The organism is Chryseobacterium sp. FR054 (genome assembly GCF_056844565.1).
The window spans coordinates 74011-88034 of sequence record NZ_JBXDSA010000004.1 but is presented as its reverse complement, the minus strand read 5'-3'; the positions used below and the strand labels follow the sequence as shown (position 1 = coordinate 88034).

Sequence of the window (14024 nt, the reverse complement as noted above, 5' to 3'; positions counted from 1 at the left end):
GCTGCGCAAAGACGCTGTTTTTTTACCAGCTTTATGGGGTATAAGGCGCAACGATATTATCTCCGATAAAATTTAATACCGTATGATTGGAAAAAAATTGCTGAAAATCTTAGATTTTCTCGCGCTTTAAAAGCAGCATGATGATTTAAAATCTTAGGGGGCCTTCGCGTTTATTCAAAAATTCGTTGAACACCCAGGACCTGTTAAGATAAATGGGTTACTTCTTATCCAGCCAGATTAGCCGTTTTGTATTTCCCTTTTTCATCAACCCTGATCTCAATGGAGTGCCCCCAGAATAGATCGTCATCATTACAGAAAATGGAAGATGAACCATTCTCGTTAAAGACAATGCTCTCTATTGAAACCCGCTGTCTGAAATCTTCAGCAGTGACAGGCTGTTCCTCTCCGGTTTCTTCGTCTTCCTCAATCCAGCAGTCGTTTTTCAGTTTCACCATTGGAGTTTCAGCGGCCAAAAGCATTTCTTCGTAGAATTTTTTTTGAATCTGAAGCTCTGCAAAGGCAGCCAGTTTTTCAAATTGCTCAGGCGTTGAATAGTGAAGGTAAATATCACAGAAAATTCCGTTGATCATAAGGTTTCCTTCATACCATTCAAGTTTTTCATTATAGAGAAACTCTCCCAGGGAAGGAAAGTGAATCATTGTATTTTCAACTTCCGGTTTTTGATGAGGTTCATACTGCTCATTACAGAGACTGTTAAATGCATTGTCAAGTTGCTCTTTCGTAAAGCTGCCCCAGAAATCCAGCTTTCTGAAAAGTTCAGTGACATTGGTTTTGATGTTTTTCTCTTTAGTTACAATCTCAACTTCTCTATTTTGTATAGTCAGTGCTTTATACTTAAATTGACCGGGAAGATAAACATTGCTTTGTGAGCCTCCGTCTTCATCTGAAGTAACGATTGTAATGCCCGGTAGGAAATTTTCCCCATCGGGATAACAGTTTAAAACGCGTATTTCATTTTCATCAAAATCAGCATGAAAGTTCCGGAACAAAAGCAATACAGAATACTCTTCATTCACGGCTGCCAGAGGTGAATATTTTTCGATGAAGGCTTTAAGTTCCTGCGGTTGGCCGGTTCTTGCGTCATCAAGAAGATCCATAAGATCATAATTCCAGGTATTTTTCATGTTTTTTGTAATGTATAGTTGAGGTTAAATAAGACTTTATTGATAGTAATTTTCTACACCAATCCCGATGGTCCAGAAGTTTTTTGCTTTTTCCAGGTCTTCTTCAATCCATTCTTTGTTTTCTTCATACTCATCATTGGCTTTCATATCGGCCATATCCTCTTCCACATCATGAACGGTGATCTGCCGCCATACTCCCACTGAAATATTTAAAAAAGTATAACAGTAGCCAGCCTCGCTGTCATCAATTTTTCCATTATTTTTTTCTGAAAGAATGTCAAGAAGTTGATCAGCTCCAATCTGAAAAGGATTAATTCCATACATTGAAATTTCTGTCTTTTCGGGATAAGGTCCGCTGATAAATTCTATAAACTCAGCATTTCCGTTGTTGTCAAGATCAACCCTGAATTCATAATCATCATAATATAACCGGTTCTTATCTGAGCCGTTTGACGGGGAACCAAGCAGCTTTTCAATGGCTGATCCGGATTCTCCCAATGAAAGTTTTCCGGTATTTTCAATAACAATTCCATCAAGGGGTAAGATTTCAATTTTTATCATGTGAAAAAGGAGTTTTATCTGATGTTTTTATGGAGTTTAAATTAGAAAAAAATTATATATTGACCTTATTGGATGAATAGTTTTTTATAAATTCCGAAGGTGTCTTTTCAGTATATTTTTTAAACATCCGGTTAAAGTAGGTTACATTATTAAAGCCACAACGGTAACTGCATTCCGAAATACTCATATCCTGAGCCATCAGCAGGCAGGCTTTATTGATCCGGTACTGGTTTACAAACTCTGTAAAAGTGATTTGGGTAGCTTTTTTGAAGAAATTACAGAAAGCCGGAAGGGTAAGATTCGCCAGCCGGGCAGCGTCTTCAATTCTGATCTCCCTGTCGTAATTGTTTTCCACAAAAGTGAAAATATTTTCTAGTCTTGTTTTGTTTTTTGAAATGATGGTATAAGGCATGATCTCTTTATTCAGCAGATCATAATCTTTACATTTTGAAAGTTCAAAAAGAATTTCAAGCAGCAGGAGATACCTTTTATAGCCTTCCGATTCCAGCAGTATTTTCAGTTTCGGAAGCATTATTTTTTTTATTCTATGATGAAAATGAATGCCATATTTGGACAGTTCAAGCAGGTTTTTAATAGAGACAGCATCTACTTCCTGTGGCGGGAACTGAAGGATTTCTTCTTTGAACTGGAGCACGATCTCTTCATGCGGGTCCGTAGAATTGAGTCCGAATCCGGAATGGGGAATATTGGAGCCGATCAGGACCAGATCCCCATTCGTATAGTTGCTTTTATGATAGCCGACGTGCCGGGTTCCGGTACCTGAAATGACGCAGACGAGTTCTATTTCCGGGTGGTAATGATACTCCCATTTGAACTCGCAGATCGGCGAGTTGTTATGAAGCGTACGGAAAGAGCTTTTTTCACTCGGAACGATTCTCTCAAAACTGACTTTCATTTCATTAATGTTAATTATTCAATAAAAATACTAATTATATTAATATAGTTCAAATATTGGTTTATTGTGTTAAATTAATGTTAACCCAAATGCTTCTATCTTAGCCGGCAAGAAATGATCTCCATGAAAAATTTCAACATCAAAACCGTACTTTTTCTGAATTATTTTGTTTTCGCCATTCTCCTGAATTCGGTGGGAACAGTAATTCTGCAGGTACAGCAGAACTTCGGAATATCCAAATCTTCTGCAAGCGTTCTGGAAGGTTTCAAAGACCTGCCGATTGCCATATGTTCATTTATCCTGGCATCATTCCTGCCGAAAATAGGCATTAAAAATTCTATGCTGGCCGCCCTTTTTATGGTGAGCTGTATGTGCTTTGTAATGCCGTTTTCCAATGATTTCTGGTTCTTTAAACTGTTATTTGCCGTGGTAGGCGTTTCTTTTGCCCTGATCAAAATATCGGTCTTCACCTCAATTGGCCTTGTAACGGATACGGATAAAGAACATTCCAGCTTTATGGGCTATCTGGAAGGTTTTTTTATGGTCGGTGTATTGATGGGAAATGTTCTTTTCAGCTTATTCATCGATGATCACAATCCGGAATCTAGCCACTGGCTGAATGTATACTGGGTTTTGGGTGCGGTTTCCACTTTATCTTTTCTGTTTCTGTTCTTTTCAAAGCTGGATGAGAAAGAAGCGAAAGATGAGAAAACTGATCTGTGGGGAGATCTGAAGAACAGTATAAGTCTTTTCAGCTATAAAAAAGTCCTGTTCTTCCTGTTGTGCGCTTTCCTTTTTGTACTGGTGGAGCAGAGTTTTCAGACCTGGACACCTACTTTTTATAAGGAGATTTTAAAAGTGCCGACTTCAATGAGCATCCAGGCCGGGGCTGTTCTGGCGGGAGCCTTTGCTCTGGGACGGTTTTTATCAGGCTTTTTCTCCCAAAAATTCAGCTGGATCTATGTGGTATCTTTCTGCGTGATCGGTTTTGGAATCAGTATCCTGCTGGTTTTACCGCTGACCCATAATATTCACATCAGTACCGGAACCAACTGGCTCAATGCTCCGCTGGCCGTGTATTTATTTCCTTTAATGGGAGGTTTGCTGGCTCCTATCTATCCAAGTATCAATTCCGTGATCCTGGCATCCATTCCTAAATATCTGCACAGTGCCATGTCCGGGCTGATCGTTGTTTTTTCGGCTGTCGGGGGAACGATAGGTTCTATGATCACCGGTTTTGTCTTCCAGGAATTCAGCGGACAGCAGGCGTTCTATCTTTCACTGATTCCGCTTTCGCTGCTGATCATTTCAGCAGTTTTCATGAATAAATTAAAAATAAATCCTAAGAAATAAAATGAATAAACAGCTTTATATAAACGAAATTCAGACTCTTTTTGATGATGTACAGAGATCAGAGATCTTTGAAGATCAGAAAATGATGACCGATGCAGTTCCCATGTTCCCGGTTGCTGAGATCAATGCTGAATATGAAAAGAGTAAAGGAACTGAAGGCTTTGACCTGAAAGATTTTGTGATGAACCATTTCGATTTTTTAGGGGCAAGAGTTTCTGTTCAGAGAGAAGACCGTCTTCCCATTGAAGAACATATTGAAAAACTTTGGGATGAACTTACCCGCGATGCCTACGAAGAAAAAGGGACGCTGCTGAAGCTTCCGAAACCTTATATCGTGCCGGGAGGCCGTTTCAATGAGTTCTTTTATTGGGACAGCTATTTTATTATGCTCGGGCTGCAGGTTTCAGGAAGAACAGAGATGATGGAAAATATTGTGGAAAACTGTTCTTATCTGATTCAGAATGTTGGATTTGTACCGAATGCAAGCAGAACCCATTTCCTGAGCCGTTCACAGCCTCCGTATTTTTCGCTGATGCTGGAACTGCTTTTTGAAACAACAGGCGATGAAACCATATACACCCGGTATCATGATACTCTGGAAAAAGAATATGCCTTCTGGATGAATGGGGAAGAATGGCTGAATAATGATTCTTCGGTAAAAAGAATAGCCAGAACCAAAAACGGAGACTTGCTAAACCGTTATTATGACGCAGAAAATGCACCGCGCCCGGAAAGCTATCTGATCGATATTGAAGACCATGAAACTGCTCTGAATGAAGAATTTTACAGAAATATAAGAAGCGCCTGCGAATCCGGATGGGACTTTTCCAGCAGATGGTTTGCAGACGGTGAACATATACAGACCATAGAAACGCTGAATATAGCGGAAGTAGACCTGAACTGCCTTTTATGGCACCTGGAAAATACGCTGACAAAATCTTCAGCCCTTCAGAAACTGGAAGAAAAAGAACACTATTTTAACAGCAGAGCAGCAATGCGCAGACAGATGATCGATACCTGTTTTTGGGATGAAAAAACCGGATTTTACAAAGATTATCACTTAAAAAAACACACTTATACACCGTCTGAGCATATTGCTGCTCTTTATCCTCTGTTTCTGGGACTGGCCAGCCATTCACAGGCTGAATCCGTGGCCGATAATATTGCTGAAAAATTTCTTTACCAGGGAGGTCTGGTTACTACAACAAAAAAATCCGGCCAGCAGTGGGACCTTCCGAATGCATGGGCTCCCTATCAGTGGCTGGGCTTCAAAGCGATGAAAAATTACGGCTTTGATCAGCTGGCAGAGGAAATTAAAAACAATTGGTGCACGAATGTAGAACGGGTGTATGCCAATACCGGAAAACTGATGGAAAAATACAACGCATTAGACACGGAAACGATTGCAGGAGGAGGAGAATACCCGAATCAGGACGGATTCGGATGGACCAATGGGGTTTATCTCAAATTAAAACAAAACTAACTCTATAAAAATCATGTGCTATGAAAAAAAGATCGATATTTTTAATGGCGGCTACGGCTACTCTTTATTTCAATAATATGTATGCCCAGGAAACTCCACAGGATTCCATCAAAACCTCAGCAATAGACCAGATCGTTATCACCGGAAATTCAGGCCCGAAAAAGAAAATAGAATCCAGTACGGCAATTTCTACGTTTACGGCCAAAGAGATCCAGAAACAGAACCCGATCAGTGCAGCGGCTTTGCTGCAGAGAGTTCCGGGGTTTGCTGTGGAAACATCGGGTGGTGAAGTCGGAAATAACCTTTTTGCAAGAGGGATTCCTTCCGCGGGAGCTTATGAATTTGTTCAGGTACAGGAAGACGGACTTCCGGTGTTTGAAGATGGAGCTCTTCAGTTTGCCAATGCAGATAATTTCTTCCGTGTGGATAATACGGTGAGCCGTCTGGAAGCACTGAGAGGAGGCTCAGGATCTATTTATGCCAACAATTCCCCCGGCGGTCTGATCAACTTTATTACCAAAGAAGGAACCAATAATTTTAGAGGAACCGCTAAACTGGAAACCGGAACCTATGGCCTGATGCGTACCGATCTGAATGTAGGCGGCGCTTTGATTCAGGATAAGCTGTTCTTTAATGTAGGCGGGTTTTACAGATCGGATGACGGTATCAGAAAAACAGGATTTAAGGCCAATAACGGAGGACAGATCCGAATGAACCTGAAATACGTATTTGATAAAGGGTATGCCAAAGTATATTATAAAAAGCTGGATGACAGAAATACATTCTATCTTCCGATTCCTCTGACTCAGGACGGAGATAAGCTGAAAGAATTCCCGGGATTTGATGCCAATTACGGAACGTACAGCTACCGGGCAATCGGGCAGTTGAGTATTCCGCAGGCAGGGGGAGGCTTCTTTAAAAGAGACCTTGAAAACGGAATTCATCCGAAAGTGGATGTAGTGGGCGCTGAGTTTAAATATGATCTCGGGAATAATTTCAGTGTGCTGAATAAGACCAGATACACCAATATCAATATGGAATATACGGGAATGTTTCCTGCAGGAGCTCCTCAGCTGGCTTCCGGATATGCAGGCGGGCTGGGTATGAGCAACTATCAGTATTCATTGGTAAGCAATGGGGCGATCGTTAATCCGGAATATATTCAGAAACTGGGATTCTGGGCGATCGATAAACAGATGAATAATTTTGTGAATGATCTTCAGTTCAATTATAAATTCGACAAAGGAAATGTAACGGCAGGTTTTTATAAATCCAACTGGAAATCCCGTCAGTACTGGAACTGGAGCAATATTTTAACAACGGCTACGGACAGACCTCAGCTGCTTAACCTGGTGAATCCTTCGCTTGATCCTTCAGATGCGGGGTATTCCCAAACGTATAACGGGGTTAAAGATATGTCTTTCCTGATAAGGGATTCACAGATTCAGGGAAGCCTGAATGATCTTTATCTGAATTTGGATTACAATATTACAGATGCCTTAAGTGTTAACGGGGGAATTCGTTACAGCCGTGATTTTTATAAAGGATACGGTGTGAATACCACGACTGCCAACCTGAACAATTCAGGGCTTACGACGGACGGAACCCATAGCTTCGCCACTACAACGGCCGATGATAACATGGCGGTTCTGGGAAATAAATATACGTACTGGTATTATGACCTCAGCAAAGTATCCTATACTATGGCCGCGAATTATAAGATCAACCGGGAAAATGCGGTATATGCCCGTTTCTCTCATGGTTTCAGATCTCCGAACGAAGAAGCTTATTATAATAATATGGGAAATCTGGATCAGATCAGGCCGGTCCGCACCAATCAGCTTGAAATAGGCTATAAATATTATTCCAGAACTTTCGATATCGGGGTAATTCCTTTCTATTCCACACTTAAAGATCTTTCGTTCACGGACGTATTCTCAGACGGAACTTCTGAAAATAAATTTGCCAATACCACTAACCTGGGAGTAGAGATTGAAGGATATACAAGACTCTTCAACAATATCCTTGAGGTGACCTTTAACGGAACCATTCAGAATCCGAAATACAAGGATTTTACAGGAAGAAATGCGGACGGAACTACATTTGACTATGACGGAAATACCGTAAGAAGAATGCCTAAGTTCTATTTCAACATTTCTCCGGCGGTAAATATTACCAAAGAGTGGAGAGCTTATGTGAGCATGAACTATTACGGAAAACGTTTCCAGAATGAGGGCAATACCGCTGATAATATCCTGCCTTCTTTCACAGAGTTCGGGGCCGGAATGTCTTACCAGCTTGGAAAAATACGTTTTGCCGTAGACGGAACCAATATCTTTAATACCATTGGAATTACAGAAGGAGATCCGAGATCCCAGACGGTAACAGGAACCAATATCAGAATGGCAAGACCTATTCTGGGGGCTGCTGCCAGAGCTTCTATTACCTTAGATTTTTAATACTTCTATCTCTTTATAACAGAAAACCGTCAGAACCCAGGTGCTGACGGTTTTTATTTTTTTACTCTTTCTTCTAACGGCGCCACTTTCCATTAAATGTACCGTTAAGGAATTCTCCGTTACCCTTTGCTAAAATAGCACAGTCAGGAATTTTTTTTGAGATATCTAAAAGTCCTTCAAATGTATAATTGTTATTCCATACGTCGATGCAGATATTTTCCAGGAAGCAGTACAATTCTAAATTTTTCAGGGCAACAAATTTTTTTAACCCTTCTTCATTAATTGATGTTTCATGAATCTGCAGGTTGGATAAAAAATCCAATGCTGCCAGATCCGGAATACAGTCGTTGGTAAGTTGTGAATTTTCTTTTAATCTGAGGTATTGTAAATTGTTCAGGTTTTTCAGATGTTTTATCCCCTCGTTGGTAATTTCAGTATCCTGTACATCCAAATATTCAATTTTATAGCAATCGGATATATGAGCTAACCCTTCATCATTGAGATTTGAGCAGGAAAAACTGGCAGATGTCAGATTAGGAAACTGGCTCAGAAGGCGCAGATCATCGATATAACCGAGGGACTGTTCCCGTTCAAAACAGAAATGTTTGAGGTTCAGATCGTAATAATGACTCCCAATTTTTATCGGATTTTCCATTTCCTTAAATACGTTTCCCTTAGCGGGTTTTCTTAAGTTTTTTAATTTCTCTGTAATCTGATCCGCTCCTTCTTTGTTATTCAAGCCTTTTTATCCCCAAAATTCCTTAACCCGAACTCTCAGGTTTCTTTACTTAAAAAAAGGATTATACTGCTTCTCAAAACCAATTGACGTAGGATTTCCATGTCCGGAGAAAACCTGCGTTTCAGGATCCAGTACGAAAAGTTTTGTTTTGATACCGTCAATCAGCTGCTCGTAATTTCCTTTGTAAAGATCTGTTCTTCCGATGCTGCCTTCAAAAAGAACGTCACCGGAGATCATGAATTTCTGGTTTTCGTTGTGATACACCACACTTCCCGGAGAATGTCCCGGAACATGATAAATTCTGAATTTTTCTCCGTCCAGATCAAGTTCTTCACCTTCCGTAACATATTGGGTTTCCACTTTTACGGGATCAATAGTCATCCCAAACCGCATGCCGCTTGCCTGAAGCATATCCAGTACTTCCTGATCTTCCCGGTGCAGATAAACCGGAACTTTAAATTTATCAAAAGCCCACTGAAGCCCCAAAACATGATCAATATGAGCATGCGTCAGAAGAATTTTCTGAATATGAAGTCCGTTTTCCGTGATGAAATGATCAATTGCCCGGGTTTCCTACGGGCTCATATTTCCCGGATCTATTAACCATGCGTTTTTGTTTTCGTTGTATAGGATATAAGTGTTTTCGCTTGCAAAATTGAATACGAAACCTTGAATCTGAAGCATATCGGATATTTTTTATTCAAAAGTACGATATTATTAAGAAAATCCCGATTTTTCGTTATCTTCGTCATAATGAAAACTTTGCGCATATTTTTACTTTCTTTAAGCGGGCTGGTTTTGGGACAGAATATCCAGAGCATCCAGCTGTTTAATCCTCAGACCAATGACGAAACTCCGGTAATAAAGTTCGGTGAACAGCTGGTTCTCAGATTCGATGACCTGACCAATGCCAGCGAAATCTACCGGTATACCATCAAACATTACGACCGGAACTGGAATGATGATAATCTTTTCTTTACTGAATTTGCCAATGGAAGCCTGAACGGACTGCTGGACCAGTTCCAGTATTCTTTCAATACCCTTCAGCCTTATACCCATTATAAACTTACATTCCCGAATGATAAGATTCAGCCGAAGATCTCAGGAAACTTTGAACTGATCGTTTATAAGGATTCTGCTGAAAAACCGCTTTTTAAAAGAAGATTCTATATTGTGGAAGATGCCGCCACCTTAGCATTGAATATTTCAAGAATTGCGGATGCCAAAAATCCGGATATCAACCAGAGAGTAGAGGTAAAAGCCGTTTCAAAAGGCGGAGATGTTTCTTCCAATGTGAATTCTATGTCTCTTAATGTGATGCAGAACAACAATCCCAATGTAACGGTAAATAACCTAAAGCCAAGTGCTACATTGGGAAACCAACTGCTTTTCCAGCAAATGAGCCTTACTTTTCCCGGGAATAACGAATTCTATTATTTCGATAATAAAAATATGAACATGGCCGCGGATATGGTTCGTGCCACTGAATTAAAAGACGGAGTGAACCAGACCTATCTGCATTCAGTCTGGGCCTTTCCTCTTAATTACCAGTATCAGCCGGATGTGAACGGTGCCTGGTATTACAGACGAAATGATCTTGGACTGGAAAGAAATGCAGACCGGGAAGCAGACTATTCATGGGTTTATTTTTCCCTGGATTCTGATCCGGTAGATAAAGAAATCTATGTTCTGGGTGGTTTCAACAATTTCACACCTTCCAAAGAAAACCAGATGCAGTACGATGCCGCCAATAAGAAATATGTAGCGAAGATATTTCTGAAACAGGGTTTCTATAACTATATTCTGGCCACCAAAGAAAGTAATGGAAACCTGAATTTTGGAGAAATCAACGGGAATTTCTGGCAGACAGAAAACCTCTATCAGGCGTTTTTATATTATGCACCTTTCGGAAGAAATTATGACGGGCTGATGGGATACGGGGAATTCAGAACACCTGTGGGGGCTAAATAGAATTTTGATCATTAAAAATAATAAGAGACGTTGATAAAAAGCGTCTCTTTTTTTTTCCCGCAGATGATGCAGATTGAGCAGATTTTTGTTGGAATACGCAAAGGGGCACTATTTTTTTACCTGCTTTATGATATAAGGCGCAAGGATTTTATCTCCGATAAAATTTGATACGGTAAAATTTGCTGAAAATCTTTGATTTTCTTGCGCCCTAAAACAGTCGCATAATGAAAAAAACTTGCGCCATTGCGTTTTCCGAGACTAAAGATTATTTTTTATTCTCCCGCAGATGATGCAGATTGAGCAGATTTTTGTTGGAATACGCAAAGGGGCGCTAATTTTTTACCTGCTTTATGATATAAGGCGCAAGGATTTTATCTCCGATAAAATTTGATACGGTAAAATTTGCTGAAAATCTTTGATTTTCTTGCGCCCTAAAAGCAGCATAATGATTCAAAACCTTTGTGCCCTTTAGCATTTAACCAACAATCTGCAATAAAAAAGAACCGCCTGATATGGCAGTTCCTGTATTTTAAACGAGATAAAAGTCATTTAACTTTTCTTCGCAGAGGATTTTAACAACTTCAATCCAGCGGTCTTCATCGTTCAGACATGGAATGTAATGGAAAGTTTCTCCGCCGCCGTGCATAAACTGTTCTTTTCCTTCTTCGGAAATTTCCTCCAGCGTTTCCAGGCAGTCTGAAACGAAAGCCGGACAGACGATGGCCAGATTCTTTACGCCTTTTTTAGGAATGGTTTCCAGCGTTTCATCGGTATAAGGCTCAATCCATTTATCTTTACCCAGTCTCGACTGGAAAGAAACGATGGTTTTTTCTTTGGGAAGTCCCATTTTAGCAATAACAGCTTCCGTGGTTTTATAGCACTGGTGTCGGTAGCAGTAGGCGTTGTGGGTATCTACCTGACTGTTGATACAGTTGGCATCATCAATTTTACAGGTCTTTGACGGATCCGTTTTATAGAGATGCCTTTCCGGAACCCCATGATAGGAAAACTGAAGGGCATCAAAATTTTCCGGAAGCTTTTCCCTGATGCTTTCTGCCAGGCAGTTGATATAAATATCCCGGTTGTAGAAAGGCTGTATATAATTGATCTTCACCTTAGAAAACTTCTTTTTCCGTACTTCTTCCGCTTTTTCAATAACCGTTTCCGTTGTACTCATCGCATATTGTGGATACAGTGGGAAAAGAACGATTTCCGAAACTCCCTGATCCACCAGCTTCTGAATACCAGCTTCAATGCTTGGCTGTGCGTAACGCATTCCGATTTCTACGGGAACATCCACCAGCTTCTGAAGTTTTTTCCGGATTTTTTCAGTAATAACAACCAGAGGTGAGCCTTCATCCGTCCACACGGTTTTATAAGCTTCTGCAGATTTGGCAGGTCTTGTTTTCAGGATAATACCCTGAACAAGAAGGGCACGGAAGATCCAGCGGTAATCAATTACCCTTTCATCCATCAAAAATTCATCAAGATACTCCTTTACATCGTTTACTGCCGTAGATCTTGGCGATCCTAAATTGACCAATAAAATTCCTTTCTTTGAATTTCGGGATTCTTTCTGCAAAACTTTCTTTTTTTATGATGTATATTTCAGTTAATGTTGGATACTGAAGATTTTTGCCTTCAAATCCATAGACCTTTAAGCTTTACAACGGTTATCCGTTTACCGCTTCCACTCTTTCTACCAGATCAGGAACAAACTGTTTCAGAATATTTTCGATTCCGTTTTTCAGGGTAGCCGTAGAGCTTGGGCATCCGGAGCAGGCTCCCTGTAAAAGCATCTTTGCCGTTTTATTTTCCTGGTCGTATTCCATCAGAGAAATTTTTCCGCCGTCATTTTCCACGGCAGGAGCTACATATTCATTTAAAATATCGGAAATTTTCTGCTCATCTTCCGTATAATCCCTGTTGATGATCTTTTCAACCGGATTTTCATGTTTCTGAGGTTCAAGAGTTGAAATTTTCCCTCCGTTCTGAAGATATTCAGCGATCAGGGCGCGAACGGCCATCATCACTTCATGCCATTCCACGGAGTTATCTCTGGTTACGGCCACGAAATTGTCAGAAATAAAAATTTCTTTGGCAAAATCAAACTCGTTGAATACAGCCTGTGCCAAAGGAACCTCAGCAGCCGCATCTCTGGATTTCACTTCTACGAAACCATCCAGCAGCAGTTTACTGGAAACGAATTTCATTACATTCGGATTGGGAGTCATCTCAGCATAGATCTGGTACATCTCCTTTTTCTTCTGAAGATAAATTCTGGGATTGGCCAGCAATTCGTCTTCAATCACATTTTTCAGGCTTTCCGCTACATGTTCCCATTCTACTGTGTCCTGCTTGGCAACAGCTACAAAATTAGCCGTAATGAAAACTCTTTCCACAAAAGGATAGTTGAAAAGTTCCTGTGCCAGCGGAATTTCTGAAATATCTGAACTTCTGTCCAACTCTAAAGAACCCGGAATCAGATTGTAATCTGCAACAAATTTCATCACTTTCGGGTTTTCGGTTGGTTCTATAAGTATTGTACGCATTTTTTCGTTAAATTTGAGATACAAAAATACGCAATTAGAATTTAGAACTTGGAGATTTGAATTTAGATTTTTGCTATCGCAGTGATTTGAAATCAGAAGTTGGAATGAAAGAGAGCCCTTTTTTATTCCTGTTATTTCAGATCAGGTCCGGAATCAGAGATTTATATTTCCAAAATGATATATTTTCAAATTATCAAATTAAAATTATGGCAATTATAAAAGAACTTTTAGGAAAAACGCCTCAGATCGGTGAGGGAACTTTTTTGGCGGAGACAGCAACCATTATCGGAGATGTGACGATGGGAGAGAACTGCAGTATCTGGTATAATGCCGTGATCAGAGGGGATGTTCATTATATTAAAATGGGAGATAAGGTCAATGTTCAGGATAATGCTATGCTGCACTGCACTTATCAGAAGCACCCTCTGAATATCGGGAATAATGTTTCCATCGGCCACAATGCCATTGTTCATGGATGTACGGTGAGAGATAATGTCCTGATCGGTATGGGAGCTATTGTTATGGACGACTGTCTGATAGAAGAAAATTCAATTGTAGGAGCAGGTTCTGTGGTAACGCAGGGAACCCATATCAAATCCGGAGAAGTCTGGGGAGGGGTGCCGGCAAGAAAAATCAAAGATATTTCTGCACAGCTGCTGGAAGGTGAAGTAAACAGAATTGCAGATAATTATGTGAAGTATTCTTCGTGGTACAAGGGAAATGTGAAAGAAGTGGAAGGATAATCCTGATGCGTTATGCAGCTATATAAAAAAATTAAAAGCTCTGTCAGTAGACGGAGCTTTCGTTTTAATCCTTAGTATAAACTCCTGAGTGAGTTTTTTGTT

General features: G+C 40.2%; 11 protein-coding genes and 1 pseudogene. 5 read left to right on the top strand and 7 right to left on the bottom strand.

Annotated features, from left to right (window positions below; genetic code table 11):
• Positions 1-224 precede the first annotated feature (224 nt).
• The 3 genes from AC106S_RS16620 to AC106S_RS16610 are packed head-to-tail and all read right to left on the bottom strand — an operon-like array spanning position 225 to position 2622.
• Positions 225-1145 carry a DUF2262 domain-containing protein gene (locus tag AC106S_RS16620; RefSeq protein ID WP_482440747.1) on the bottom strand — a complete coding sequence of 307 codons (921 nt, stop codon included), beginning with the start codon at positions 1143-1145 and terminating at the stop codon, positions 225-227.
• A 36-nt stretch (positions 1146-1181) separates the two neighbouring features.
• Complete coding sequence (locus AC106S_RS16615) at positions 1182-1706, bottom strand: hypothetical protein (RefSeq protein ID WP_482440745.1); 525 nt, start codon at positions 1704-1706, stop codon at positions 1182-1184.
• Positions 1707-1758: 52 nt separating this feature from the next.
• The gene (locus tag AC106S_RS16610; protein ID WP_482440743.1) at positions 1759-2622 is read right to left on the bottom strand and encodes an AraC family transcriptional regulator; all 864 of its coding nucleotides are present in this window, start codon (positions 2620-2622) and stop codon (positions 1759-1761) included.
• A gap of 123 nt (positions 2623-2745) precedes the next feature.
• Between AC106S_RS16610 and AC106S_RS16605 the strand changes: the two genes are divergently transcribed.
• From AC106S_RS16605 to AC106S_RS16595, 3 genes are read left to right on the top strand one after another with little or no spacing between them, the layout of a single operon-like run.
• Positions 2746-3975, top strand: coding sequence for an MFS transporter (locus AC106S_RS16605; protein ID WP_482440741.1), 1230 nt, complete (start codon positions 2746-2748; stop codon positions 3973-3975).
• Between the two features lies 1 nt (position 3976).
• Positions 3977-5458: a trehalase family glycosidase gene (locus AC106S_RS16600; RefSeq protein ID WP_482440739.1), complete on the top strand. Its 1482-nt coding sequence runs from the start codon at positions 3977-3979 to the stop codon at positions 5456-5458.
• A 20-nt stretch (positions 5459-5478) separates the two neighbouring features.
• Positions 5479-7917 carry a TonB-dependent receptor gene (locus AC106S_RS16595; protein WP_482440737.1) on the top strand — a complete coding sequence of 813 codons (2439 nt, stop codon included), beginning with the start codon at positions 5479-5481 and terminating at the stop codon, positions 7915-7917.
• 73 nt (positions 7918-7990) lie between these two features.
• On the opposite strand, the gene AC106S_RS16590 is transcribed toward AC106S_RS16595, so the two are convergent.
• Both AC106S_RS16590 and AC106S_RS16585 read right to left on the bottom strand, forming a co-directional pair.
• Entirely contained in the window at positions 7991-8656 is a 666-nt protein-coding gene (locus tag AC106S_RS16590; RefSeq protein ID WP_482440736.1) for a hypothetical protein, read from the bottom strand.
• Positions 8657-8701: 45 nt separating this feature from the next.
• Positions 8702-9340 (bottom strand): annotated as a pseudogene (locus tag AC106S_RS16585) (MBL fold metallo-hydrolase).
• Between the two features lie 69 nt (positions 9341-9409).
• Between AC106S_RS16585 and AC106S_RS16580 the strand changes: the two are divergent.
• The gene (locus AC106S_RS16580; protein ID WP_482440734.1) at positions 9410-10627 is read left to right on the top strand and encodes a type IX secretion system plug protein; all 1218 of its coding nucleotides are present in this window, start codon (positions 9410-9412) and stop codon (positions 10625-10627) included.
• Between the two features lie 529 nt (positions 10628-11156).
• Here the strand turns inward: AC106S_RS16580 and hemH are convergent.
• Both hemH and AC106S_RS16570 read right to left on the bottom strand, forming a co-directional pair.
• A complete protein-coding gene (gene hemH / locus AC106S_RS16575) occupies positions 11157-12209 on the bottom strand; it encodes a ferrochelatase (protein ID WP_482440733.1) in 1053 nt (350 codons plus the stop codon).
• Positions 12210-12300: 91 nt separating this feature from the next.
• Complete coding sequence (locus tag AC106S_RS16570) at positions 12301-13179, bottom strand: NifU family protein (protein WP_482440731.1); 879 nt, start codon at positions 13177-13179, stop codon at positions 12301-12303.
• Positions 13180-13385: 206 nt separating this feature from the next.
• Between AC106S_RS16570 and AC106S_RS16565 the strand changes: the two genes are divergently transcribed.
• A complete protein-coding gene (locus tag AC106S_RS16565) occupies positions 13386-13922 on the top strand; it encodes a gamma carbonic anhydrase family protein (RefSeq protein ID WP_482440729.1) in 537 nt (178 codons plus the stop codon).
• Positions 13923-14024: the final 102 nt, after the last annotated feature.